The sequence below is a fragment of the Methylovorus sp. MM2 genome (assembly GCF_001648895.1).
Classification (GTDB): Bacteria; Pseudomonadota; Gammaproteobacteria; order Burkholderiales; family Methylophilaceae; genus MM1.
Genome location: NZ_LXUF01000001.1, coordinates 1,387,068 through 1,414,054 on the forward strand (window position 1 = coordinate 1,387,068; position 26,987 = coordinate 1,414,054).

Sequence of the window (26,987 nt, forward strand, 5' to 3'; positions counted from 1 at the left end):
ATAAATTTTAGGAGCATTCCATGATGAAAGGCGGCATCGGCAACCTGATGAAGCAAGCGCAGCAAATGCAGGAGAACATGAAGCGCGCGCAAGCAGAACTTGCAAATATAGAGGTAGAGGGTCAAGCGGCATCCGGCTTGATCAAGGTGCTGATCACCTGTAGCAACGAAGTCAAACGTATCAATATAGATGATAGCCTGCTTAGTGATGACAAAGAGATGCTAGAAGATCTAATTGTGACAGCACTCAATGACGCCATTCGTAAAGCTGAAGCAACTTCACAACAACGCATGAGCGCCCTGACAGCAGGCTTGCCTATTCCCCCAGGCATGAAGCTGCCATTTTAATTCTGTTGCGTTCTATCCATGCGTAATCCCCCTGCCCTTGAATCGCTGGTCGAGGCTTTGCGATGTCTGCCAGGCGTGGGGCCAAAATCCGCATTACGCATGGCATACCACCTACTGCAACGTGACCGCGTGGGCGCAAATGGGTTAGCCTTGGCATTACACAACGCCTTACAGGTCGTTAGCCACTGCGAGCTATGCAACACCTTTAGTGAACAGTCGATATGCCCTTTGTGCGCCTCAAGCAATCGTGATGGTAAGCTACTCTGCGTAGTTGAGATGCCCACTGACCTGATGATGCTAGAGCAAACACAGGCTTATCAAGGGTTGTACTTTGTATTGATGGGAAAATTATCGCCGCTTGATGGTATTGGGCCGCGTGAAATCCATCTGGATAAATTACTCAAGCGCGCACAGGATGGCATCGTCGAAGAAATCATCCTCGCCACCAACTACACCGTTGAAGGCGAAGCGACAGCGCATTATGTGAGCGAGCTACTGCGTGCACGCGGTCTGAAAGTCAGCCGCATTGCCCGAGGATTGCCAATGGGCGGAGAAATAGAACATGTAGATAGCGGCACGCTTGCCCAAGCCATGATGGAACGCCGTAGCGTTGAATAAGTCTGGCACTATCTGGAGCAAGATAGCCTGTAGCATTGGCCTACATGATTGGAAAGTCGAATTACACGGGTTTCAATTTGAAGGGAATATTTATCCCTTACGCATTAGATACTGCAAACGTTGCGGCACCAAAGAGAAAGAGATTTTGGATCAATCTCGTCTAACTGCACACTGGACCAAGTCTGAAGAAGAATAAAGACTTTAAATGAGATCCAGCAAGGCCTGAGCATTCGCTATCTGCATATCAGCACCCCAACTTTGAGGGGTTTCACTCGCATCAATGTAGCCATATAAGGCCACTACCGTTTTCATACCGGCAGCCCTGCCGGCCTGAATATCCCGCTCAGCATCACCCACATAAAGACAATCCGTAGCGCTTATGCCCATTTGCTCGCATGCCATCAATAAGCTATCGGGATAAGGCTTGGGGCGTGCCGCGCTATCTCCACTAACCACGCAAGCCGCACGTGTATATAAAGCGATGGATTTCAATAATGGCTCAGTAAATCTCTTAGGTTTATTGGTGACGATGCCCCAGGGCAAACCTTTCGCTTCAATCGCATCAAGCACTTGCTGAACACCATCGAATAAAATCGGTGATTGGGTGAATACCTGATCGTATAAATCCAGATATTCTGTGCGCATGCTCTCAAAATCGGGATCTTCTGGTGTAAGACCAAACCCTATCGACAAAAGCCCTTTGGAGCCATGGGAGGCAAACGGTCTGATCTGCGCATCGGGTAACCTGGGTAGACCATGGCGCTCACGCTGTAGATTTAGCGCCAACCCCAAATCAGTTGCAGTATCGATGAGTGTTCCATCAAGATCGAATAAAATAGCTTTGGACACGTGACTACTTGCTTGTTTGTATCAAGTAATTAACAGAAACGTCGTCGCCCAGCCAGTAATGCTTAGTCAGTGGGTTGTAACTCATGCCTTTCAAATGACTGACAGACAAATCTGCCTGCCTTGCCCATGATGAAAGCTCTGATGGTTTGATGAATTTGGCATAATCGTGCGTACCACGAGGAAGTATATTCAAGACATACTCCGCACCTATCACGGCGAATAAGTAAGCCTTTGGATTCCGATTAATCGTCGAGAAAAACACCGAACCGCCCGGCTTAACAAGATCCGCGCAAGCTTGCACTACTGCCGCAGGGTCAGGGACATGTTCAAGCATCTCCATGCACGTCACCACATCAAAACTTGCTGGTGCTTGTTTTGCAAGCTCTTCCACTGAAATCAATTGATAATCGACCTGCGCCCCACTTTCAAGCCGATGTAGCTCTGCAACCTTAAGTGCTTTCTCACCCAGATCTATCCCAGTAACATCAGCGCCCTTCTTACTCATGGATTCAGATAATATCCCGCCGCCACAACCGACATCTAACACGCGTTTTCCATTGAGCCCGACTGCAACATCTATGTAATTCAACCGTAAGGGATTGATCTCGTGCAATGGCTTGAATTCGCTATTGGGATCCCACCAGCGATGCGCCAGCGTAGCGAATTTCTGCAACTCAGCCTGATCGACATTTACGCTTTGAATTGGTTGAGCTTTACTTGCCATAAAGAAGTGATTTCCTTTAGTTCTGCTGGTTCTATGCTGGCATAGACACCGTTTTGATCATCATGCTTTTGGTATCGAAGATCGCCAGCGACCCATACATGGCTCACATGCTCACGACCTAATACATACACAAGATGCGAGATCGGATCGAAACACGGCAACGTTTCAGGGCTGCTGATTTTAACCGCCGTGAGGTCTGCAAGTTTACCGATTTCTATTGAGCCGATTTTATCATCCATACCGAGTGCGCGGGCACCATTAATCGTAGCCATTTGTAGAGCCTCAGCGGCTGAAACCACGGTTGCATCGCCAGTAATGCCTTTAGCGAGTAAGGCTGCCATGCGCATTTCAGCAAACATATCCAGGCGATTATTGCTCGCTGCCCCATCGGTACCTATTCCCACATTCACATGCTTGCTCACCATTGCCGCTACAGGTGCAATGCCACTTGCCAGCTTCAGATTGGATGTTGGGCAATGCGCCACATGGCAACCATATTCCGCCAATATTTTAATGTCTGCCTCATCTGCACACGTACAATGCGCCGCAACGAGATTAGGTCCAAGTATGCCAAGATCAGCCAATCTTCGTAAAGGTCGCACGCCATACTGTTCAATACTCTGACGAATTTCTTCCTGCGTCTCATGCAAATGGATGTGAATACCTAAGCCCAACTGCTCGGCATAAGTCATCACTTTCTCGAAAGTATGATTAGAGACCGTATATGGCGCATGGGGTGCGAGGCTACTAGATAATAAAGGCTGGCCGCGCCAACTGTCACGCGCCTCAAGCCCTTTTTGCAGATAATCATCTGCATCATTCGCATAAGGCAACGGAAATTCTAGGACAACCAATCCCAGATTCGCCCGCATACCGCTTTGAATCGCAGCCTCTGCCGTTGCATGCGGATAAAAATACATATCATTGAAACAGGTGATGCCGCCAGCGAGCATCTCCGCACAGCCAAGCAATGTACCATCTCGTACGAGTCTAGGAGAAATAAGCTGTTTTTCAGCTGGCCATATATGTTCACTCAACCAAGGCATCAAAGGCACATCATCGGCCAAGCCGCGCATCAAAGTCATCGCTGCATGCGTATGCAGGTTAATGAGTCCAGGAATTAATATATGCTCACTTAACTCAATGCGTTGTGCTGGTGAATACTTCTGTCTTGCCTGCTCAATGGGAAGGACCTCTATAATCGCCCCATCGTTAACAACGACAGATACACGCTCCAGCACTTGACCATGAGGTATCACTGGCAAGACCCAACGCGCTTCAATGACAAGATCAATTTCTATATTTGACATGTTATTCATCATGGTAGGCATAAAAAAGCCCCGCATTGCGGGGCTTTTTAGCGTGCGCTTTAAAGATTACTCAGCAGCACGTTGTACTTCGATTTCAACCACAACGCGACGGTTAGGTTGCAAAGCTTCGATCAGCTTCTTACCACGGACGCCTTCTGGAGAAACAACCGCTTCAGACTCACCTTTACCAACTGCATGTAAACGGCTTTCTGCAATACCTTGGCTAACCAAATACTTCTTAACTGCACTAGCACGACGCTCAGACAGTTTTTGGTTATAACCAGCATCACCGATAAAGTCAGTATGGCCTGTGATCAGAACCAATTCAACTTCTGGATGTGCTTTCATTTTTTCTACAACATCAACATCCAGCTTCTTCTTGCCTTCTTCTTTTAGTACGTCTTTATCAAAACCGAACAAGACCTCAGATGCAAGTGTGACTTTCTCAAATGCTGGTGCAGCTGGTCCAACTGGTTCAGCGGCTGCTGGAACTACTGCTGGCTCTGTTGCCACTGGAGTAGCCGCTGCAACTTTAGTTGGTGCGCCAAAACGCCAGATAGCGCCAATATTCAGATACGTATTGCCGATTGTCTCGTTGCTTTCAGCAGGCTTGTAATCAGCCTTGCTCCAAACTTGACGTAAATCAGCCTGAAGGCCGAAAGTCTCAGTAATCAAGTATTGCGCACCGATACCAACGTTTGCCATCCATGAAGTCTTGCTGTCATCTGTAAGGCCAGCATTGCTGTAATCAACTTTATTGTGTGCCACACCAAGACCTGCAAGCAGGAATGGGCGGAATTTTTCACGGCTGAACATATATAACGCATCAACACCTAGCAATGTTTGCTTGTATTTACCGCCTACGCCAGCGATACCAGTATCTTCACTGGACTTAGCATAACCACCACCGATTTGTACGTCCCAGTGCTCGCTTAACTCTTTACCTGCTCTGACAAAGCCACCAACACCACTGCTATCAGCATCAAGATCGCTGTCTGGATGTAAAGCACTGATACCAGCTAATCCGTACCAAGAACCTTCATAAGCTTCTTCTGCGGAAGCGCTAAACGCGGCAACGCTGAGTGCACCTGCAACAGCCAAGCTAATAAGATTTTTATTCATTGTGTTCCAGCTCCTAAGTGACTATCAGAATATCAAAAGTAACTATACTCAAAGCGCCTTTATGATGCAACGCAATATTCGACATATTAAGCATGCACGGCGTTTTGCATAGCAATGTTGTTTTTATGCAACATTGATTTTAGTGTTTGTAAGCGCGTATCGCACAAAGCTAGCTTTCTATCGGCCTCATCACATAGCGCGCCTCGAAAACCAATGTAATCAGGATTGAGTGGCTTTAATACATGAAGATGATCCAGCCTGAGAGAACCAGCGAGCCCTGACACCAATCCTAAGGCTTTAGCTTGCTCAATGAAAACCCCTGCTTTTGACAGCGGTAGATGATCGAGCAAGTGGCGTCCATCTTTACCTGCCGTGTCTAACATCACACCAAAAAAACCTGCATGCTTGAAATGATCTAATAATCCGAAATCAGGATGTCTATCAGCAAAAAGCACAGCTACCACTTTCATTCCATTTTGATTCAATGCTGAAATTGCTTCGATACATTCCAAGGAGCGGGCAGATGGGAAAAAGCCTACCTTGACGATATCCACGCCTGTTTCTGCTGTGCTCTGCATCGCTTGAACAATCAACTCAGGCACCATAGGAAGATCCCCAATAGTAGCGCTTGTTATCCCTGCCCCGTTAACCAGTGCGACGATTTCAGCGATATCTTCATAGCGCAGCGCACCTAATGCACCTTGATCCGGGTTTTTGAGGTCGATGATATCAACACCGGCATTAAGCACCATCAACGCCTCGTGCTTATCTTTCACGCTAGCGAGCAATTTGGTCATGCCTGATTTTCTCCCGAAATAGCAGCTTTATGATTGTCTATACGCTCAATCAGCCATCCCCAAGCCTCAAGCTCTCTTTCGCCTGCGGTCTTTTTAATCGCGATCTCCAAGTAGGTAATCTCAGCCTCTATCTTTTCAATGGGGAGCATATGTAATCGGCTAACTAGTACAGCCAGCTCGACGACTGCGGCCTGCGCGCGATTGAATCCACGAAATGGTGCATGTGTGGCCTCGTGCACCACCCGAAAATATAACTCTGGGCGCAGGCCATCATCTTTAACCTCAACCAACTCAAGCTCACGATGTGCCAACACACCCTCAAGCACGAAACCTGCAACATGATAGGCCTTACGCACTTGCCAGTTACGACGCGCAGTAAAGGCGCCTGCAAACACACGGACGTCATCCGTGAGATTGAGGACAGCGGTACGTTCACGTAAAAAATTATCCAGACTAGATGAGGGTTTAAAAGGTGCAATCAACACTAAACCATTACGTTCACGAATGCCAAACGGGGCAACATGCGGCTGCCCTTGCGCATCAACCGTGGTGACGATGGTTTCGTAGATCATCTCTGGCTGTTTTTGTTGATTGTGCAAACTCATGGATTTTCCGGCTTTTTGGCGCGCTTCTCTTTCAGCGATGCATCGCGATGTGCCACTCGCCCTTCTGCCGCTTTTTTGGGCGTAGCACAACCCCATTCCAACTCTTCATCTTGGCTATAGCGTTTTTTCAATTGCCAAGCGATTTGCGCTCTAGCCAACTCAACCCCCAAATAAAATGCGTGGGATGCATCATCGTCGACCTTCAAATGGGGATATAACTTGAATGGGTCAGTGTCACTGAACAAGCCATCCCGGTTAAAGATATGCACGCCATCGTTGCTGACCTGAATACGGAAACTGGGGTCTTTGATTTGCGAGGCTAGCTCGTCTATTTCTTGTGATGAATAGGTAAATGGCCGTCTATCGTGCAGACCTAGCAGACCATCACTATAGTCCCGCGGCAAGCGCCTATCTTCACGCGCCGCATACATCACGCGTCTTGCGATATCGGCCTCAGCAACTGCATTGACTGCATGCGGGCTGACGGATGTCGCGAGCACAGCGTTAATACCAAGCTCACTGATGATACCGAAGAGGATCGCGTTGATTCCGGTGGTATCGGCATCAGTTAATTCAGTGAGGTTACCAACCCCCATCATGATCTGTATATCCGGGTATCGTTTGCGCAGCCTTTGATAGCGAACAATGGAGTCGGTCAACCCAAATGGAATTGGATCCAGGATCGCATCGGCGATAAATGGCCGATTCCTTTTCTGCATGCCTTCTATAGCACGGTAAAGCGACGGCATGCTGCCAGTTTTTGCCGGAATCAGGATCGGTGTTGATGGCACCTCATCTGCGATCCATAGTGATTTCTCTGTCAGGCTCAATAAGTAATCTGCACCAGACTTGCCTGCAAGCAGTAAATCGTCGTTATTGAGAGAGTCGACACTGACCTGCATGCCGATAGACTTGATCGCTTGAATTGCATCAGCAAGATGTGCAAAAGGCGTATTAGGCAAACAACCAAGATCGATGACATCAGCGCCCTGTTGGCGAAAATACTCAGCACGCGCAACGATACCATCCACCGTTAATTGGGGAGCCTCAACGATCTCGGCAAAAATCTTAACATCATGCATGGATAAGTCCGGTTCTTTACCACCTCGCCCAAAGAACTGGGGTAGGTCTTTTAAGTCTTCCGGCCCACGCTCGACAGGAATACCGTATTTTTCTTCAAGTATACGCAAATCGCCACGACATAGGCCCGGCACAAATATACGATCGGCATCTCCCGTATCGTGGAGGCGGCGAACAATGAGTTCAGGCGTCATCAATGCAGCAACAGAAACCCCAATCTGCGCGATACGATACTTAAAGTCGTGACCAGCTGGGGATGTCTCCTGAATGCCTGCCAATACTTTATGCAGGCTCTTTTCAGCGAGTTTTCCAGTTAAGAAGAGAAGGCTTTCAGACATGCCAATCTCGCCTGAATTGCCGCATTTAATTGCTGCATATCGCTAACCACCGTTGTTTCTTCAAAGGTTTTAAGCTTTTCCATGTTTTCGATGTCGATGCGCCGTGGGTAGACCTTCACCATGTGCTCGTGTGGCGCTTCTGATTCAAGCTCTGGCTCCGTATCACAAGCAAACACGATAGAAGGAACACGGCACTTACCCGCCTGCGCATAGACATTGGTCACTAAGGTATCAGAGATGCCAGCCACCATTTTAGCTACGGTGTTCGATGTTGCTGGCGCGATAACAACGGTATGGTAATCGCCATGATAGAAGAACTCGACCGGCACCGCGCTTGCCGTTTTATCCTGAAAAACACGGCTGACATTATGTTTATATCCATATTGCTGGAGAATCTCTGCCGCCGCTTTGCTTAAGAATAAATCTACATTCTCAAGCTGCTGGATGATGTCGATGCATTCGCGTAAGTAATGCCCTGAGCCAGTAATCGCCCATGCGAGTTTTTGCTCGGCTATTGGTTTCAATATAGTCGCCTTACCATCCCTTTGCTGGGTTAGTCAGCAAAGGGATGGCGAAGAACGATAGTTTCATCGCGCTCAGGGCCTGTAGAAACGATATCGACAGGCACTTCACACAATGATTCAAGGCGTTTCAGATAAGCACGGGCATTGGCTGGCAAGGCATCCCAAGTATTAATGCCAAACGTATTCTCAGTCCAGCCCGGTAATGTCTCGTAGATCGGCTTGCAACGCGATACATCGTCAGCGCCAACAGGCAACATATCGACAATCTTGCCATCAAGCTCATAGCCTGTGCAGATGTTCAATTCAGAGATGCCATCGAGAACATCAAGCTTGGTAATACATAAACCAGTGAGGCCATTGATACGCGCAGAACGGCGAAGCGCAGCAGCATCGAACCAGCCACAACGACGTTTACGCTTGGTCACAGTACCGATCTCGCGCCCTTTATCCGACATCTGGAAGCCAGGGGAATCTTGGCATTCGATATCGAGTTCACTTGGGAAAGGCCCACCGCCGACACGTGTCGTATAGGCTTTGGTGATACCCAGCACATAATGCAACATATTTGGCCCAACGCCAGCACCCGCAGCAGCTTGCCCGGAAACACAGTTTGAAGATGTTACATAAGGATAAGTACCATGATCGACATCAAGCAATGTACCTTGCGCACCTTCGAATAATAAGTTGTGCCCTGCTTTATTAGCCTCGTACAAAGCCGCAGAGATATCAGTCACCATTGGGCGCAGTGTTTCCGCACGTGACAAAGCGGAATCCAGCTGCACCTGAAAATCGACAGGCTCGCCATGCAAATATTTAGTCAGAACGAAGTTATGGTAATCCAACACTTCTCTTAATTTATCGGCAAATCGCTCAGGGTAGAATAAATCATAAACACGCAAAGCACGGCGTGCCACTTTATCTTCATAGGTAGGGCCAATACCTTTACCAGTAGTACCAATCTTCTTGCTGGGGTCGCGCGCAGCCTCGCGCGCTTTATCGAGCTTGACGTGATAATCAAGAATCAGGGGGCAACCGGGGCTTACCTTGAGACGGCTACGTACCTCGATGCCTTCTTTCTCAAGACCCGTAATCTCTTCCAGCAAATGACCTGCATCAAGCACCACACCATTACCGATATAGCATTGCACGCCTTCACGTACGATGCCAGATGGCACAAGGTTTAGCTTATATTCACGCTGTTTGTCACCCTGGCCAATGACTAAGGTATGCCCAGCATTATGGCCACCCTGAAAGCGTACAACACCTTGTGCATGATCCGTGAGCCAATCAACAATCTTGCCTTTGCCTTCATCGCCCCACTGGGTGCCGATTACCACTACATTCTTGGACATAAATACTCTTACCTAATTTAATAATTCAGGGGCATCAACAACTTGCCACCCATGAGCTTGTTTGACTAATTTTCTATCGCAATTCAATTCAGCACGATGCGCTTCATGTCCTGGTAATTCCTGCACCACGATTTGGCCTTCAGCTCGCAACGCTTCGATCTTTTCTAACAAGGATTGATCGGCGTCATACGGGGCAAATATGCCCTTTTGCAATGCGGCGACCGGTAGTGCTGTAATGACACCTCGCAGATCAAGACTGAACCCTGTCGCTGGCCGCGCACGACCAAAGACAGAACCCACTTCATCGTATCGCCCGCCCAATGCCAGCGGGCCTGCGTAACCTTGGGCGTACGCCGCAAAGACCATGCCACTGTGGTAGTGGTAGCCACGCAACTCTGCAAGATCAAAACATACGTTGACGCCAAGATCCCCTAAATTTTGATCAACTTGGCGCAAATCATTTAAGGCATTCACTATTTCAGGTGTGGCAGGCAGACGCTTTTGTGCTTCTTCAATAATCGCAACGCCGCCGTTTAATTCTGTCAAGCTGCATAGCGCCTCTCGTATAACCGGATCTATTCCAGCAGCAAGTTCGCGTACGCTGGACTGGTCTTTACTTTGCAGCGCAGTATAAAGGGCTTGCTCAAGTATTGGATTGATTCCTGCATTCTTGACTAGATGGCTAAAGATACCCACATGGCTAAAATCTATATGCAGTGACTCAACCCCAGCGGCCTGTAATGCTTTAATCATCAGACGCTGTATCTCGATATCACTCTCGATGCCTGCATGCCCGAATAACTCTGCACCCAGTTGCAATGGTTCACGCGTCTGCGCCAAACCATCAGGGCTCGTACGCAGCACGCTGCCTGCATAACATAAGCGTGATACACCATGGTTATTGAGCATGTGCGCATCAATGCGCGCCGCTTGTGGCGTGGTATCGGCACGCACGCCCATTAACCTGCCAGTCAACTGGTCGACCACCTTGAAGGTTGCCAAATCAAGATCATGGCCAACACCTGTAATCAGTGACTCCAGATACTCAAGCAAGGGAGGAATGACATATTGATAGCCATGCACTTTAAAAAGATCAAGCAGGCGGCGGCGCAATTGCTCTATACGTGCCGCCTCTGCGGGCAACACATCTTCAATGTATTCGGGGAGTAGCCAATTACGCATAAAAGTCTTTAATCAACAATAAATACCAGCAACAACCCTGCCAATATTGAAACCAAACCAACGAACCTGAGCTGGCCATCTTTAAGCTCGACCATGCGCTGGAATGTTTGCCGCCATGCTTTAGGGGCAACGAGCGGCAAGATGCCTTCCAGAACCAGCATCAGGCCAAAAGCAATTAATAGATTCGCACTCATTCGGCTATTAACAATTTATATTACTTCTTGCCGGGACTACGCATGTACTTAAAGAAATCAGAATTCGGCTCAAGTACCAAGACATCGCTCTTGCTTTTAAAGCTATTGCGATAGGCATCTAAACTACGATAGAACGCGTAGAACTCAGGGTTCTTACCATAAGCTTGCGCATACGTCTCTGAAGCTTTCGCATCCCCTTCACCCTTGATGCGCTGCGCTTCGCGATAAGCTTCTGCAATGATGACTTCACGTTGCTTGTCAGCATCGGCACGGATTTTTTCAGCATCCGCAGCACCATCTGAACGCAGTTTATTAGCTACGCCCTTACGCTCTGCATTCATACGCTGATAAACAGATTCACTGACCTCTTGTGGCAAATCAACACGCTTTAAACGCACATCCAATACTTGAATACCCATCTGGCGTGAATCACGATCAGCACGCTGGCGTAATATTTCCATAATCTTGCCACGCTCACCGGAAACGACTTCATGAATCGTGCGTTTACCAAACTCAGCGCGTAGGCCATCGTTCACGGTCTGAGATAAACGACGCTCAGCCTGCAACTCATCTCCTTTAACAGAAACATAGTATTTGGCAGGGTCGATGATGCGCCATTTAACAAATGAATCGACCAGCACATTCTTCTTTTCACTGGTAATAAAGCGGTCTGGCTCTTGCCAATTCAAAGTAAGGATACGACGATCAAAATACCTGACGTTATCGACAAACGGCATTTTAAAATAAAGCCCCGGTTCTTTTTTGACTGAAACTATCTCGCCCAAGCGGAACACTAGTGCATATTCACGTTGATCTACCGTAAAAGCTGACAAACTGGTGACGATCAATAGCCCTATCACCGCGATTAAAACTGTACCTATATTTTTCATGATGGCTACCCTTATCTACTCTCACGATCACGACTACGCAAAGCATCGCGTGAACGTAGGGAAGTATCCAGTTCAGGCAATATAGGCGTAGATGATGCAGGTAACGATGATGCATTGGCCGGGCTTGCTGGCGCCGCAGTATTGGCAATGAGTTTATCAAGTGGTAAGTAAAGCAGGCTATTGCCACCCTTTTGGTCGACGATCACCTTGCTTACACTAGATAAAATCTGTTCTTGCGCATCGATATATAAACGCTGGCGTGTGACTTCTGGCGCACGCTGATATTGTGTCAACACTTGCTCGAAACGACTGGCATCCCCTTTAGCTTCATTTTCAACACGCAACTTATAACCTGCGGCTTCTGCCAATAGTCGTGAAGCTGTACCAGCTGCACGTGGAATCACATCATTGGCGTAAGCTAAACCTTCATTACGTTGACGTTCCAAATCTTGGTTGGCTTTGACTGCATCATCAAACGCGGCCTGCACTTGTTCAGGCGGTTGGGCATTTTGCATCGTGACGTTGACCACATAAACGCCAGTCTTATAGCGATCCAAGATGTCTTGCATCAAGACTTTTGCATTAAGTGCTAATTCTTCACGCCCAGCTGAAAGTGCAAAATCCATTTTGCTCTTTCCAACGACTTCACGAATGGCCGTCTCTGCGACACCGCGCACGGACTCTTCGGCAGAACGATTGTTAAACAGTGTGTCTTCAACATTTTTGAGGTTGTATTGAACCGCGAACTGGATATCGATGATGTTTTCATCATCTGTGAGCATGAGTGACTCTTGCTGTTGCTTGCTACGTGCAGCATCACCCTCGGAGGAACGATAGCCAACCTCAACCGTGCGAACCTGCTCCATATTGACCACAGTCACGCTTTCAACTGGGTAAGGCATGTGCCAGCGAGGGCCGGGTAACGTCGTTTCTACATGTTTACCGAAACGAAGTACGACACCGCGTGAACCTTGATCCACGATATAGAAGCCAGTGGCGAACCAAACCAAAGCCACCAACCCGACAATCGGCAGAATAGGAATCGATTTATTTTCAGAACTAGGTGTCTTATCGCCAGAATCGCCTGACTTGCCGAAAAGATTATTTAGCTTGCGGGTGAACTGACGCAAAACCTCGTCCAAATCGGGAGGCCCGTCGTTGTTACGATTGCCCCAACCGGGATCGTTAGCCATGAATTACTCCGAAAATATCAAAAACAAAACTATACGACAGCACTTATATGCGACGTGTGAGTATGCGGCGTTTGCGCATTAAGGTGCTGCTGATGCTCTAGCAAAACCTGACGAACGAGATCCAGACCTTCTCCAGTCTTGGCCGAAATCCGAACTTTTGAGATTCTACCATACTCATCTCGCTCTAATCCCGGCTCTATACCAATCCGGTCTATCTGGTTTAGTACCAGCACTTGGTACACCTGATCAGCGCCTATCTCACCCAAAACTTTATTGACCTGAGCAATCTGGTCATCACGATTAGTACTTGCGGTATCGACCACATGTAATAACAAATCAGCTTGAACCGCCTCTTCTAGCGTTGCACCAAATGCCTCGACCAGTGCATGCGGTAAGTGTTTGATAAAACCAACCGTATCTGAAATAACAACAGACCCACCCTCAGGAATATAAACCTTACGAGAGGTTGTATCTAAAGTAGCAAATAACTGATCAGCAGCATAGACACCTGATTGCGTGAGCCGATTGAATAATGTGGATTTACCCGCATTCGTATAACCGACCAAAGACACAGACATCACTTGGGAGCGCCGACGAGAGCGTCGCTGCATGCCGCGCTGCTGTTTTAGCTTATCCAGCTTTTCGCGTAGTTGCTTAACACGTAAACGCAACATGCGTCTATCGAGCTCAAGCTGCGTTTCACCAGGACCACCGCGAACACCAATACCACCTTTTTGGCGCTCCAAGTGAGTCCAACCGCGAACAAGTCGTGTAGAAAGATGCTCTAGCTGAGCCAGCTCCACTTGCAACTTACCTTCATGACTTTGTGCACGTTGGGCGAAAATATCTAGAATCAGGCCCGTGCGATCAGCCACGCGTGCTTCCAAAAGACGTTCCAGATTACGCTGTTGCGAAGGACTTAAATCATGGTTAAAAACAGCGACCTTGGCCTCGACTTCTCGCATTTTTTCAGCAAGCTCGTCTGCCTTGCCTGAGCCAATAAACAACTTGGCATCTGGCTTCGGTCGACGACCCTCTACAGTCGCTCGAATGTCCATACCAGCACTAATCGCCAATTGCCTTAACTCATCAAGGCTTTCTTCGTAGCCAGTCTCACCAAAATCTAGGCTAACCAGAACGACAGCATCACCGCCAACCGGTCTATCGAACATCGTGTTTAAGCATCAAGCGTGGATTATTCTTCAGCTGAAGTATGGGGAATATTGACTGCTCGACCAGGAACAATAGTTGAAATGGCATGTTTGTACACCATTTGCGTCACTGTATTTTTAAGCAGAATAACGTACTGATCAAATGAATCAACCTGTCCTTGCAGTTTGATGCCGTTTACAAGATAAATCGAAACCGGCACGTGCTCTTTGCGCAAGGTATTTAAGAATGGGTCTTGTAGCATCTGCCCTTTGGTGTTCATTTTATGCTCCTATGGAGTTTTAATTATTAAGTAGGTTCTATAAAGAAAACATATCTTTACCTTACTACTTCAAAGTCTATTACTTTTATCAAGGTGGGGATGATTTGGCTCATCTCAAGCACCTTTACAAACTTTTAAAGTAATTAGCCAAACACATGAAATCCATGTAGCTGTCACTACGACTCTATCTTAATCAATTTGTTCTGCCCAGAGAGAACAAATTGATAATTTATTCAGGCTAAATCAACTCTGCCTTATATATTAATCAGCAAAAGTCGAGATTCTTGATAAGACTTCCTCAGCACCCAACAGCGCCATCACAGCATCGATACTTGGGGATTGAGCGCCACCGGTAATCATCACACGCAATGGCATAGCGACTTTAGGGAATTTTAAGCTATTTTCGGTGACCATTTTTTCAATCACGCCATGAATAGCCTCAGTCGTCCATTCTATTTTGGCAAGTTCTACCACCATTGCTTTAATGATAGGCAGGATATCGGGCGTAATATGCTTTTCAACCGCAGCGGGATCGATGGCTGGTTTTTGATAGAAATAAGCTACGCTCGCCGCTAACTCATTTAATGTATTCGCACGCTCACGATAAAGCTGGATAACTGCAGTTAAATTAGGCCCAGCGGTTGTATCAACCTCCAACTTTACCAAGCGCTGTTTGATATCTTGAGCAAGCCGCGCGATATCAGCCTGCTTAATATAGTGGGCATTCAGCCATTTCAATTTTTCTGTATTGAACTGCGCTGCGGATGGTGTGATATGGTCAAGATCGAACCATGCACAGAATTGTTCCATGCTGAATATTTCATCGTCCCCATGAGACCAGCCCAAACGACCTAAGTAATTAAGGACGGCTTCTGGCAAATATCCATCTTCGTCATATTGCATGACGCTCACGGCGCCATGGCGTTTAGAAAGCTTTTGTCCATCATCACCGAGAATCATAGATAGATGCGCATATTGCGGAATAGCAGCACCGAGGGCTACTAACATATTGATTTGGCGGGGCGTGTTATTCACATGATCATCACCGCGAATGACTTGCGTAATACCCATTTCCCAGTCATCGACAACCACACAGAAATTATAGGTCGGCGTACCATCGCCACGTGCAATGATCAGATCATCCAATTCTTCATTAGCGATACTGATCTGGCCTTTTACAAGGTCATTCCACACAACATTACCCGTTTGTGGATTTTTAAATCTAACAACTGGTGAAACTCCTTCCGGTCTGGCAGGCAATTCCTTACCTAACTCCGGACGCCAACGCCCATCGTATCGCGGCTTAAGATTTTGTTGCATCTGGCTTTCACGCAAGGCATCTAACTCTTCTTTACTGCAATAACAATGATAAGCCTTACCTTCATCCAATAATTTTTGAATGACTTCCTTGTAACGCTCCATGCGCTGCATCTGGTAAAAAGGGCCTTCATCCCAACTCAGCCCAAGCCAGTTCATGCCATCAAGAATCGCTTGCACCGCCTCAGGTGTTGAGCGTGCGACATCGGTATCTTCGATACGAAGAATAAAGTCGCCTTGATGTTTACGTGCATAAGCCCATGAAAACAATGCAGTACGGGCACCTCCAATATGGAGAAAACCAGTAGGACTAGGAGCAAAACGAGTACGGACAGTCATCAACAAACCAGATAAATGATTAAAGAAGTGTATTTTACCATGATGCAGTTCATGGAAATGTCTGGATTAAAGAACGTTACTTTGAAAGTAATTCAAGTGGATATGCGCGATACATCATGTTTTACAGCAATGGCTAAATAAGGCATGATTGTAAATAAATGTAGGAACATAATAAGAAATCTAAGTCTTAAGAATAAAAATATAAAGGTTGTACATTGAGGTTGAGTAGTGAATGAAGTCTCTTATAAAAAAATTTATCACTAAACCCGTCAGGGATCCGATCGCCTCACATATCCTGTGGCTGGATGATCTTGAGGGTATGGACGACCTTACCGCCCTCCATACAGCTACTCAACATTTAGCCAAACTTCGTGATGACATTCTCATTTCAGATGAGGAAATACGCTTAGCCATACTGACGCGCGTTGATGAACACAATAATGAACACATCCTAAAAGTGCTATCGCAGTACACCAAATTTGAGAATCTACGCCCAGAACTTGAATCACGGATATCAGAGACTACCTACTACTACTATCGTCAGCTTTTCCTGAATTACCGTAAGCATATTGATCTAGAAACCAAAAAACCCGAAATCAATAAGCCTCAGTTATTACTATTACTGATTCGTACGATGCGGGCCGCTTTTGCGATGGTCAAACTCCGCTATTACAGGCATCAGCCAGCACCAGATGCGGTTTGGCTGCAAATCTTTAGCCTGTATAAAACGGCAGAAGAAAAAGGGTTGTTAAACCAACCGATCAAACCCTACGAAGGCACGCGAACCACAACATTAAGTGCCACACTTGTGCAGGCATTATTATTAGACTCTGTTGATCAGTCGAACATGCGTCGCCAAGAAATCGATCTAGTTGCTCAGATACTGAAAAAACTGATGGCTGATGTCAAAATCACCGATGTTTACAACGAAAAAGAGTTTCTTTTCTACATGGATCTTGCTGTAGATAAAGGCGGGCGTAGAGTGCGCAACTTCACCCCTACCCCAACTTGCCGTTACTGGAACATGGATAATGTGTCACTGGCTTTTGAGGTTTTAATTCAATCGAAGAACCTTAAGTTGACTTTAGAGAAGTTTGCGCTCGAACAGTTGGCAAGCTACCCTGAATTGCCCGAATTAATTCAACAATTGCATTCTGAATGGGCAAAAAACGGTTACCGCAGACAACGGCGCAAAGAAGAGAGGAATACAACACTACGGACAGCAACGATCACATTTGGCATCGAGACCATTTGCACGCAGATAAAATACCTCTCAGCTAGAAACGCGATTAAAAACGCCAGAGTTTCTGACGCGAAATCATTTGAAGAAAGACTTTCATCGCACACCGTTGCGAAATCCAACCCGACAATGAGCCTACCCCCTTACATGACGGGTGGACAATGGACGATCACCGACGAGAGCCCTAAAGGTTACGGCGCGCTCGTGAATAAAGAGTTCGCCAAGCCACTCAAACCAGACATGCTGATTGGACTTGTGATTGAAAACGAAAAAGATACGGTAGTGATCGGTACGATAAAAAGCGTCAAGGTGCTTCCTACAGGGCAAAGTCATATTGGCGTTGAGGTGTTATCGAAACAGCCCTCTTTAATTCAAATGACGCCCACTGAAAAGAAAGATGAGCCAGTACAGAGAACAGATGCTGCTGGTGCCCTTAATATCGTTGCAGGGTTCCAAGGACTATATCTAGGCATCGAAGCGGGCATATCAGAATCAGTTTCGATTGTATTGCCAAGATTGAAATTTCAATATCATGCTGTCTACCAAATCAGTAGCGCTGAGAGCAAAAGCATACTTAAACTCGGCGCGCCGATAGAAGCGAAAGAAGACTGGGCCAGAGTAGAGCTAGATAGCCAAATCTAGCCCAGCGGTTTCTTATTGTTGAGATTGCTGCGTTTCAGATTCCCAGCCACCGCCTAAAGACTTGAACAAATCAACAGTCGCGACAAGACGTGATTGACGGCTTTGGATGAATGCCAATGCCGCATCGTTATATACTCGCTGCGAATCAAGCACATCAAGATAACCCGAATAGCCGGATTTATAGCGATTTTCAGCGATTTGTAACGCTTTTTGGGCGGACTCTTTGCTGTTCTTCAGCGCGGCTTCACGCTCAGCACTTTGACGCACAGTCACCAAGGCATCATTTACCTCTTTAAATGCTGTTTGGATAGTACCTTCATATGAAGCAAGTGTTTGTTTCTGTTGCGCTGTCGCCTGATCGACACGCGCAGAGAGTCTACCTGCATCAAAAATAGGCAAGTTTAAACCTAGCCCGCCACTCCAGATGCGGGCAGCAGATTTAAGCACATCCCCAAGCTCCGCACTCTCACCACCATAATTAGCAGTTAATGTAATCGTCGGGAACAACGCAGCTTTAGCTACGCCAATATTAGCGTTAGCAGCCACCATACTCTGCTCGGCCTGGCGTACATCTGGGCGCGCTTCAAGCAAGCTTGATGGCAGCCCAGTTGGTGGAACAGGTGGGATAGGCAAGCTATCAAGATTACCTGCGGCGACTTTTAAATCAAGATCACCCGTCAATACTGCCAATTGATGTTCCACAATGGCACGCTGCTGAACCAGATCAGCGACTTGCGCAATAAGGTTAGAGTTGGCAACTTCAGCCTGATTCACATCCAGCGCCGAAGCCACACCACCATCAAGCCTGCGTTTAGTCAGCGAAAGGCTTTCAGCGCGGCTACGCAGACTATCGTTAGATACCTGTATTTGTGCCTCAAGGCTCCGCAGCAATAAATAATTGCTTGCAACCAGACCTTCTAGAGATAAACCAACGGTATCTTTTGCGTATCGAGTAGAAAGCGCTTGTGCGCGTGCAGATTCTTTAGCGCGGCGCAATTTACCCCAGAAATCCAGCTCAAAAGATGTACCCAATCGGATATTATAGTTTTCACGAATCGGGTTTATGCCCGCAGGCAAAGGGGTTGCGCCTAGCTGCGAAATACGTGAACGGCTGGCACTTGAATCCAGATTAATCTGGGGAAAAAGCGCTGCGCCAACTTCACGCAAGTAAGCATCAGCCTCCTCAACACGTGCCGCAGCGACTTTCATATCCGTATTATTTTTTAATGCCTTAGCGACCAATTCATTCAATGTAGGGTCTTGGTATAGCTCCCACCACGTACTTGAGATCGCAGCCTCAGTTTGGCCTTGCGCACTATCAGCCTCGCTATATTTCGCAGGCACATTATTTTCAGGCCTTTTATAATCAGGGCCTATCAATGCACATCCGGGCAATAAGGCAGCGATCACTGCCATATGGGTAAGTTTAATACGCGACATCATCAATTTCCTTTTATTCGTGTTCTGCTGTTCTTTTGCTCTTCGTCCCTGTCAACCAAGAGAAAAAGAGTGGGATGAATATGGTAGCGACAAACGTTGCTAGCAACATACCGCCAAATACCCCCGTACCCATTGAGCGTCGAGCCGCAGAACCTGCACCTGTAGCAAACACCAGCGGTACCATACCTAAGACAAAAGCCATTGAGGTCATCACAATCGGGCGGAAACGCAGACGTGCAGCCTCAATCGCAGCCTCCATCACTGGCAAACCTTCTTCAAGTTTCTGGCTTGCAAACTCTACGATCAAAATCGCATTCTTTGCTGCAAGGCCGACAAGCGTCACAAGGCCAATCTGGAAGTAGATATCGTTAGGCATGCCACGAATCATCACAGCAAGTAATGCACCGACCAGTGCGAATGGAACCGCCATGATCACAGCCAATGGTAATACCCATGTCTCGAATTGCGCAGCTAGGATCAGGAACACCATGATAATCGCAAAGCTGAAAGCAAAGATCGCGGCTGAACCAGTACGTTTTTCCTGATAAGCCTGACCTGTCCAAGCGATTTGATAGCCATCAGGCAGGTTTTCTCTGGCGATCTTTTCAACCAGCTTGATTGCATCACCAGAACTCACACCCGGTGCACCGCCGCCTAATATCTTGGCAGATAATAGTCCGTTGTAGCGTTCCAGTTGTTCTGCACCGACGATATTCGTCGTTTTACTCAAGGCCGAAAGCGGTACCATGCTGCCTGTACTTGACCGCACATACACCTTACCCAGATCTTCTGGTTTCATGCGGTATTGCGCATCAGCCTGCAGTTGTACTCGATAAGTACGACCGGCCAAGTTGAAGTCATTTACATAGAGCTGACCCATTGTGCTTTGCAGCGTATCGTAAACGTCACTCACGGCCACATTTTGTGAAATAGCTTTAGCCTCATCCACTTCAACAAACAGTTGTGGTACCGTAGGACGGAAAAACGTATTGATGCCAGCAAGCCTTGGCTCTTGTTTAAGAGCACCCATAAAGTCAGTGACCACACTGAACAGGTTCATTGGATTAGGGTCACCACGGCTTTGTACATACACCTCGAAACCACCAGAATTGCCCAAGCCTCGAATCGCAGGTGGATTAAAAGCGATTGCCAGACCATCAGGCTGCTGCATGCCGATGCCAAACAACTGCCCCACAATATCATCCGCATTGGCCTTACGTTCTGACCAGTCTTTCATACGAACGAACATGGTTGCGGCACTCGTTTTATTACCGCCGCCAATCAGGTCGAACCCATTGATTACAAACTCGGTTGCCACTGCAGGATTCTGCGATATCGCAGAACGCACAGACTCCATAGTCTTGGTAGTACGGCTCAAGGTTGCGCCATCAGGCATGATGACTGCAGAAATGACATAACCTTGATCTTCTGGCGGCACGAAACTGCCTGGAACCCGAATGAACAGGATAATGGCAACTGCAATAATGCCTGCAAAGACAAGTGCACCCACTATTCTGTGGTGCAGAGTCAACGATACCGTATTGGTATAAAAGTTAGTCAATCTCAAAAATTGTCTATTGAACGGCTTAAAGAACTTGGATTCGTGCTCGGATGATTTCAATAAGATCGCGCACAAAGCTGGCGTAAGTGTCAAAGCCACCATCCCTGAAATAACCACTGCTACGGCTACCGTTACCGCAAACTGGCGATACAACTCACCTGCGATACCTCCCATGAAAGCAACAGGTACGAACACAGCACACAACACCAACACAATCGCGACTACTGCACCAGAAACCTGTTGCATAGACTTAATCGCTGCATTGATAGGCGATAGTTTTTCTTCTGACATCAATCGCTCAATGTTCTCAAGCACTACGATCGCATCATCCACCACAATACCTATAGCCAAGACCATCGCAAACAAGGTCAACGTATTGATAGAGAACCCGAATATCCATAGACCGGCGAATGTACCAATCAAGGAGATTGGCACTGCGATGATAGGAATCAACGTAGCGCGCCAGCTTTGAAGGAAGATGAAAACCACAAGCACAACCAGCACCATGGCTTCGCCCAAGGTCTTCACTACCTCTTCGATAGAAGCTTTAACAAAATCACTGGTATCGTAAGGAATACGATAATCCATGCCTTCCGGGAAACGTTGCTTCAACTCATCCAGCTTGGCTTTGATTGCATTCGCAGTATCAAGCGCATTAGCACCAGTCTGCAGGAAAATCGCCATGGCAACGCCCGGCTGGCCATCAAGCGTACTGCTCACATTATAGGTTTGGGCGCCCAACTCGATGCGAGCAATATCCTTCAGGCGTAAAACGCCATTAGGGCCATTAGCACGCACAATAATATTGGCAAACTGTGAAGGATCAATCAAACGCCCCTTAGCGGTGACTGTATAAACGATCTGCTGATCTTTAGGTGATGGGTCTGCACCAATTTTACCGGCAGCATACTGCGCATTCTGCGCGCGTATCGCATTGGCAACATCCGTTGTACTTACACCAAGCTGCGCCATACGGTCAGGCTTAAGCCAGATACGCATCGCATAATCCTGACCACCAAAGATGGTGACATCCCCTACGCCCTTGATGCGCTTCATCTCATCAACCACGTTCAAAGTGGCGTAGTTACTCAGATATAGCGGATCATATTTTTTACTTGGCGAAATCAGCATCGCCGCCATCAAGATGTCATTCGAACGCTTTTGAACAATCAAGCCTGTGCGACGCACTTCATCCGGTAAGCGCGGTGTAGCGATATTAACGCGATTGCTCACGTTAAAAGTAGCCTGATCGACATCAGTCCCCTGCTCAAAGGTTGCTGTAATAGTCAAAGTACCACTGGAGTCTGCACTTGAATTAAAGTAAAGCAGACCTTCAACCCCGCTCAACTGCTCCTCAATCGGTGCTGCCACGGTTTTAGACAAGGTATCGGCACTAGCACCTGGGTAGGTAGCTGTCACAATCACAGTAGGCGGTGCAATCTGCGGATATTGCGCGATTGGTAGCTTCATGGACGCAGCAAATCCTGCCAGCACCAAAATAATAGACAATACCGAAGCAAAGATAGGGCGTGTAATAAAGAATCTAGTCATGATCGTAGCGCTTTAAGACTGCTTAGAAGATTGTGCTGCTGGGGCGCCAGCAGGGGCTTCACCAAATGGATGCGGTGTCACCGGAGCGCCAGGACGCAATTTGATGATATTGTCGACAATCACTTTGTCACCAGCTTGCAACCCATCAAGGATAATCCAGTTTGTACCTACCCAATCACCGGGAATAACAGGCCTAACAGTCGCTTCATTTTTATCATTGACCACATAAACAAATTTGCTTTGCGCTGCGGAAGAAACTGCAGCCTGAGGCACAAGAAAGACGCCATCATGCGACCCTGTAGTAATGCGTGCGCGAACAAACTGCCCAGGCAACAGACGCTTATCTGCATTCTCGAAAGTAGCGCGCAGTTGCTGTGTACCTAAAGTGGGATCGATCTGGCTCGCTGCAAAATTGATCTTACCTTTTTGAGCGTACTCACTGCCGTCAGGTAAAACCAATTGCACCTGTGTCACATTCTGGTCATTCAAATGACCGCCAAGCTTTGCCAATTCGCTATCAGAAAAACTGAAGCGCACCCAAATCGGCGAAAGCTGCACAACCGTCGTCAACAAGCTGGTATTGGCTGAAACCAAAGCCCCCTCAGAAAACTGGAAGCGGCCAGAGATACCGCTAACAGGCGCAGTCACCGTGGTATATGAAAGATTCAGCTCGGCTTCGCGCACACTTGCCTCATACTGCAACAATGCCGCTTTTGCAACATCATTATCTGATAGTGAATTGTCGAACTCGCGCTGACTGACTGATTGCGTAGCCAACAGATTTTTCAGTCTAGCTTCTTCACGTTCTGTCTGCGCTACTTTTGCTTTTTGCTGAGCCAGTGAAGCACGCGCCTGAGCCAATGCTATTTCATAAGGCACTGGATCAATTAAAAACATGGCTTGGCCAGCCTTCACTGACGTACCTTCTTCATATAGTCGCTTGAGTAATATACCGCCAACCCTTGGTCTTATTTCCACTTCCTTGGCACCTTCAGTCTGGGCTACTGCTTCGGCACTAATAGGTACTGTACTTGGCTGAACTTCAATCACACTGACTGGCATGGGCGGCATCTTGCCAGCGTTAGGGTCTGCCTTGCCACAGCCCACTAAGACCAATCCTGTGATCAACACAGATAAAATCGCCTTATGTGAACTTTTTGTCAGTGACAGCCCGTTAATATAAGAATCGCTGAGGTTGAACTTGAAAGATGCCATGCATAACTCCATGTCTAATAAACCAATTTATTTGCTTACATTCTTGAATGTATGTATATTACATACAAACATGTATGTATGTAAATAGAATTTTGTTTGAGAGGCTAAAGATATCATGGTTCGTAAAACCAAAGAAGATGCTGAACTAACACGTCAACGTATCATCGATGCGGCAAGAGATGTCTTTCTGGTTCGCGGCGTAAGTCGCACGAGCATGGAACAAGTAGCCACGCAAGCTGGTGTCACCCGTGGCGCCATCTACTGGCACTTCAACAATAAGACCGACCTCCTCTACGCGTTGCGTGATCGCGTATTCTTACCTTTAATTGATCGCATGGATGATACCTTGCTAGTTGAAGGTTCCACAGATCCGTTAACGCGTATCGAAAACTTCTTGTCTGGCACTATAAAGGTGTTGAATGACAGTATTGAGACACGCCAAACTTATGAAATCATGATGCTGAAATGTGAATATGTAGATGAATTTGAAGCCGTACTACGGCAAATGATATCTACCTGCTCAGGCATTATTGAGAATGTGAGACTCACTTACGAACGCGCGCAGGTTAAAGGCCTATTAGCAGGTGACCTAACCCCTGCCGAGCTGGCCATGGATACCCACCTATTCTTTTCCGGCCTCCTCCATATGTGGGTAAAAGACATTGAAGGCACACAATTACGCCCGCATGCACTTGCCATGATCAAAACCCATATCAACCTACGTCGTAAATAAAAAACGCTTTGCACCAATGACGAGCGCCCATAGATCATACGCACCATAGCCAAGCACGTATTTAATTTAATCGCATCGCCTCAGCGCTGTTTTATATTAATAATGCGCTCAATTAACCGTCTGGCCTAAAGTTTGCTGTAATCTAGCCGATGACAGATTAACTAGTCGCATGTCCAGCAACTGTAATCAAATAAGGAAAGTATCGACTCCATGCGGTTGCGTGTAGCACTTAATAGCCCAGTAGACCAATCAAACACTTCCGGTGCCAATGCTTTTATCCAGAATTGGCTGAACAATCGTGAACATGTTTTAGATTCGTTACTGAGCAACCTTGACGGCATGGCCTACTGTTGCCTGTGTGACGAACATTGGACCATGCTCTTCGTCAGTGATGGTTGTTACGATCTTACCGGTTATAAAGTCGAAGAGCTTTTAAACAACGACAAAGTATCCTTTCAGGAAATCACGCTGGAAGAAGATCGCCAAGGCGTCCGCGACTTGGTAGAAATAGCAATGGAATCCCGCCAGCGCTTTGAGGTTGAATACAGAATTCTCAACGCCAGCGGCGAAATTCGTTGGGTCATGGAGCGAGGCACCGGCATATTCAATGAATCCGGCAAACTAGAAGCGCTTGAAGGCTTTATCCAAGACATCACGATTAATAAGAGATTCGAGCATGACCTAAAGCAAGCAGAACAGCGCTATCGCAGTATCTTTGAGAATACGGTGGAAGGTATTTTCCAGACCAGCCCTGATGGACGATATCTGAGCGCAAATCCTGCTTTGGCCAAGATATACGGATTTGAATCCCCAGAAGATTTGATTGCATCGCTTAACGATATTGAGCACCAACTGTATGTAAAATCAACCAGCCGTCATGAGTTTGCAGAACTCATGCAGCAACAGAAACGTGTAACAAACTTTGAATCGGAAATCTATCGAGCGGATGGCAGCACGATATGGATATCGGAAAATGCACGGGCAGTAAGGGATGAAAAAGGCAAGCTCCTTTATTACGAAGGCACTGTAGAAGATATCACCGAGCGCAAAAACTATAACGAGCTCATCGAATATCAGGCGACGCACGATGATTTAAGCGGCCTACCCAACAGAGTGCTACTGAAAGATCGCTTACAACAGGCGATCAATCATGCAGAACGCACAAGCTCACAAGTGGCCGTTGTATTTGTGGATCTTGATCAATTCAAGAATGTAAACGACAGCATGGGGCACCATGTTGGCGACAAGTTACTCATATCGATGGCACAACGTCTTGAAAGCTGTGTGCGTGAAAGCGACACGGTGGCAAGGCCAGGCGGTGATGAGTTCGTACTGGTATTATCAGACATGTCCGGCCTTGAAGCACTAGGCCAAACACTGCAACGCATACTGACTAAGACGGCAGAACCTTGCATCATCGATGATCGCGAATTTGTGATCACTTGCAGCCTAGGCATTAGCATCTACCCTGAAGATGGTAACGATAGCGAGACCTTGCTAAGAAATGCCGATACTGCGATGTACAAAGCCAAGGAAGCTGGCAAGAATAACTTCCAGTTCTTCACACAAGAGCTCAACTCAGCACTTATCGAACGCCTTGAACTTGAATACAGCATGCGGCAGGCGCTGATTCATGATGAGTTCATTTTGCACTATCAGCCCAAAGTCAGCTTCCTGACACAAAAATTGACGGGCTTTGAAGCACTGATTCGTTGGAACAGTCCAACCCATGGCTTGATTCCACCTACAAAATTTATCCCGATTGCAGAAGAAAGCAGCCTGATCGAATCGATTGGTAGCTGGGTCATGCAAACGGCGTGCAAACAAGCCGTTGATTTATATAAACAGACAGGCATTAGGTTGCCCGTATCGATCAACGTATCGCCACGTCAATTTTATGAAAGGCAGCTTGTATCTGAAGTTGAGGCCGTATTGGCAAAAACCGGACTGCCTCCTGAGTATCTTGAGATAGAGATTACCGAAGGTACGCTGATTGAACAAACCTCTAAATTCATCGATATTCTAAAAAACTTGAAATCACTTGGCGTGAAGCTAGCGATCGATGATTTTGGCACCGGATATTCAAGCATGGGTTATCTCAAACACTTCCCTATTGATAATTTAAAGATAGATAGAAGCTTTGTATGGGAGTTAGAGCAAGACTCTGCGAATCAGGCGATTCTTAAGGCAATTGTGTCGCTTGGTCAAAACCTTGGGTTAAATGTGATTGCCGAGGGTGTGGAAACTGAACTGCAACGCGATTTTCTGATATCGATAGGCTGTAATGAGATGCAAGGCTATCTCTATAGCAAGCCTATTCCATTTAACCAGATAGTGGCTCATGTAAATAGCATACACGCGCTTGTATAGTCAGTTTGATGGCGCTATGATG

Annotated in this window: 24 protein-coding genes; 5 read left to right on the forward strand and 19 right to left on the reverse strand. The window is 47.0% G+C overall.

Going from position 1 to position 26,987, the window contains the following annotated elements; all coding sequences use genetic code 11:
• Nucleotides 1-20: 20 nt before the first annotated feature.
• Together A7981_RS06620 and recR are read left to right on the forward strand one after the other, a co-directional pair.
• Nucleotides 21-347: a YbaB/EbfC family nucleoid-associated protein gene (locus A7981_RS06620; RefSeq protein ID WP_067265782.1), complete on the forward strand. Its 327-nt coding sequence runs from the start codon at nt 21-23 to the stop codon at nt 345-347.
• Nucleotides 348-365: 18 nt separating this feature from the next.
• On the forward strand, nt 366-965 hold the full coding sequence (gene recR / locus A7981_RS06625; RefSeq protein ID WP_067265785.1) for a recombination mediator RecR: 600 nt from the start codon (nt 366-368) through the stop codon (nt 963-965).
• 201 nt (nt 966-1,166) lie between these two features.
• On the opposite strand, the gene A7981_RS06630 is transcribed toward recR, so the two are convergent.
• From A7981_RS06630 to gltX, 16 genes are all read right to left on the reverse strand, one after another.
• Entirely contained in the window at nt 1,167-1,814 is a 648-nt protein-coding gene (locus tag A7981_RS06630) for an HAD family hydrolase (protein ID WP_067265787.1), read from the reverse strand.
• Between the two features lie 4 nt (nt 1,815-1,818).
• A complete protein-coding gene (gene ubiG / locus A7981_RS06635; RefSeq protein ID WP_067265790.1) occupies nt 1,819-2,538 on the reverse strand; it encodes a bifunctional 2-polyprenyl-6-hydroxyphenol methylase/3-demethylubiquinol 3-O-methyltransferase UbiG in 720 nt (239 codons plus the stop codon).
• Nucleotides 2,505-3,848, reverse strand: coding sequence for a TRZ/ATZ family hydrolase (locus tag A7981_RS06640; RefSeq protein ID WP_067266642.1), 1,344 nt, complete (start codon nt 3,846-3,848; stop codon nt 2,505-2,507). The genes ubiG and A7981_RS06640 overlap by 34 nt, the downstream gene beginning before the upstream one ends.
• A 66-nt stretch (nt 3,849-3,914) precedes the next feature.
• Complete coding sequence (locus A7981_RS06645) at nt 3,915-4,970, reverse strand: OmpA family protein (RefSeq protein ID WP_067265792.1); 1,056 nt, start codon at nt 4,968-4,970, stop codon at nt 3,915-3,917.
• Nucleotides 4,971-5,056: 86 nt separating this feature from the next.
• Entirely contained in the window at nt 5,057-5,767 is a 711-nt protein-coding gene (locus A7981_RS06650; RefSeq protein ID WP_067265795.1) for a (5-formylfuran-3-yl)methyl phosphate synthase, read from the reverse strand.
• Nucleotides 5,764-6,339: a DUF447 domain-containing protein gene (locus A7981_RS06655; protein WP_067266644.1), complete on the reverse strand. Its 576-nt coding sequence runs from the start codon at nt 6,337-6,339 to the stop codon at nt 5,764-5,766. Before A7981_RS06655 ends, A7981_RS06650 begins: the two co-directional genes overlap by 4 nt.
• A 29-nt stretch (nt 6,340-6,368) precedes the next feature.
• Nucleotides 6,369-7,790, reverse strand: a complete 1,422-nt coding sequence (locus tag A7981_RS06660; protein ID WP_067265796.1) for a DUF6513 domain-containing protein — start codon at nt 7,788-7,790, stop codon at nt 6,369-6,371.
• Nucleotides 7,766-8,314, reverse strand: a complete 549-nt coding sequence (locus A7981_RS06665; RefSeq protein ID WP_067265798.1) for a flavoprotein — start codon at nt 8,312-8,314, stop codon at nt 7,766-7,768. The genes A7981_RS06660 and A7981_RS06665 overlap by 25 nt, the downstream gene beginning before the upstream one ends.
• 29 nt (nt 8,315-8,343) lie before the next feature.
• Complete coding sequence (locus A7981_RS06670; protein WP_067265800.1) at nt 8,344-9,666, reverse strand: adenylosuccinate synthase; 1,323 nt, start codon at nt 9,664-9,666, stop codon at nt 8,344-8,346.
• A 12-nt stretch (nt 9,667-9,678) separates the two neighbouring features.
• The gene (locus tag A7981_RS06675) at nt 9,679-10,848 is read right to left on the reverse strand and encodes an ATP phosphoribosyltransferase regulatory subunit (RefSeq protein WP_067265802.1); all 1,170 of its coding nucleotides are present in this window, start codon (nt 10,846-10,848) and stop codon (nt 9,679-9,681) included.
• 8 nt (nt 10,849-10,856) lie between these two features.
• Nucleotides 10,857-11,042 carry a DUF2065 domain-containing protein gene (locus tag A7981_RS06680; RefSeq protein ID WP_067265804.1) on the reverse strand — a complete coding sequence of 62 codons (186 nt, stop codon included), beginning with the start codon at nt 11,040-11,042 and terminating at the stop codon, nt 10,857-10,859.
• A 20-nt stretch (nt 11,043-11,062) separates the two neighbouring features.
• Nucleotides 11,063-11,932: a protease modulator HflC gene (gene hflC / locus A7981_RS06685; protein ID WP_067265806.1), complete on the reverse strand. Its 870-nt coding sequence runs from the start codon at nt 11,930-11,932 to the stop codon at nt 11,063-11,065.
• Between the two features lie 11 nt (nt 11,933-11,943).
• On the reverse strand, nt 11,944-13,125 hold the full coding sequence (gene hflK, locus A7981_RS06690; RefSeq protein WP_067265807.1) for an FtsH protease activity modulator HflK: 1,182 nt from the start codon (nt 13,123-13,125) through the stop codon (nt 11,944-11,946).
• Between the two features lie 29 nt (nt 13,126-13,154).
• The gene (gene hflX / locus A7981_RS06695; protein WP_067265809.1) at nt 13,155-14,297 is read right to left on the reverse strand and encodes a GTPase HflX; all 1,143 of its coding nucleotides are present in this window, start codon (nt 14,295-14,297) and stop codon (nt 13,155-13,157) included.
• Nucleotides 14,298-14,320: 23 nt separating this feature from the next.
• Nucleotides 14,321-14,557, reverse strand: coding sequence for an RNA chaperone Hfq (hfq, locus tag A7981_RS06700; RefSeq protein ID WP_067265820.1), 237 nt, complete (start codon nt 14,555-14,557; stop codon nt 14,321-14,323).
• Nucleotides 14,558-14,818: 261 nt separating this feature from the next.
• Nucleotides 14,819-16,213, reverse strand: coding sequence for a glutamate--tRNA ligase (gltX, locus tag A7981_RS06705; RefSeq protein ID WP_067265822.1), 1,395 nt, complete (start codon nt 16,211-16,213; stop codon nt 14,819-14,821).
• A 232-nt stretch (nt 16,214-16,445) separates the two neighbouring features.
• On the opposite strand from gltX, the gene A7981_RS06710 reads away from it, so the two are divergent.
• Entirely contained in the window at nt 16,446-18,095 is a 1,650-nt protein-coding gene (locus tag A7981_RS06710; RefSeq protein WP_067265825.1) for a hypothetical protein, read from the forward strand.
• 12 nt (nt 18,096-18,107) lie between these two features.
• Here A7981_RS06710 and A7981_RS06715 read toward each other — a convergent pair whose 3' ends face one another.
• The 3 genes from A7981_RS06715 to A7981_RS06725 are packed head-to-tail and all read right to left on the reverse strand — an operon-like array spanning nt 18,108 to nt 23,862.
• Nucleotides 18,108-19,538, reverse strand: a complete 1,431-nt coding sequence (locus A7981_RS06715) for an efflux transporter outer membrane subunit (protein ID WP_067265829.1) — start codon at nt 19,536-19,538, stop codon at nt 18,108-18,110.
• Nucleotides 19,539-19,548: 10 nt separating this feature from the next.
• Entirely contained in the window at nt 19,549-22,647 is a 3,099-nt protein-coding gene (locus tag A7981_RS06720; RefSeq protein ID WP_067265832.1) for an efflux RND transporter permease subunit, read from the reverse strand.
• A 12-nt stretch (nt 22,648-22,659) separates the two neighbouring features.
• A complete protein-coding gene (locus tag A7981_RS06725) occupies nt 22,660-23,862 on the reverse strand; it encodes an efflux RND transporter periplasmic adaptor subunit (protein ID WP_174545139.1) in 1,203 nt (400 codons plus the stop codon).
• A 115-nt stretch (nt 23,863-23,977) separates the two neighbouring features.
• Between A7981_RS06725 and A7981_RS06730 the strand changes: the two genes are divergently transcribed.
• The gene (locus A7981_RS06730; protein WP_067265842.1) at nt 23,978-24,595 is read left to right on the forward strand and encodes a TetR family transcriptional regulator; all 618 of its coding nucleotides are present in this window, start codon (nt 23,978-23,980) and stop codon (nt 24,593-24,595) included.
• Nucleotides 24,596-24,805: 210 nt separating this feature from the next.
• Entirely contained in the window at nt 24,806-26,965 is a 2,160-nt protein-coding gene (locus A7981_RS06735; protein WP_067265845.1) for a bifunctional diguanylate cyclase/phosphodiesterase, read from the forward strand.
• Nucleotides 26,966-26,987: the final 22 nt, after the last annotated feature.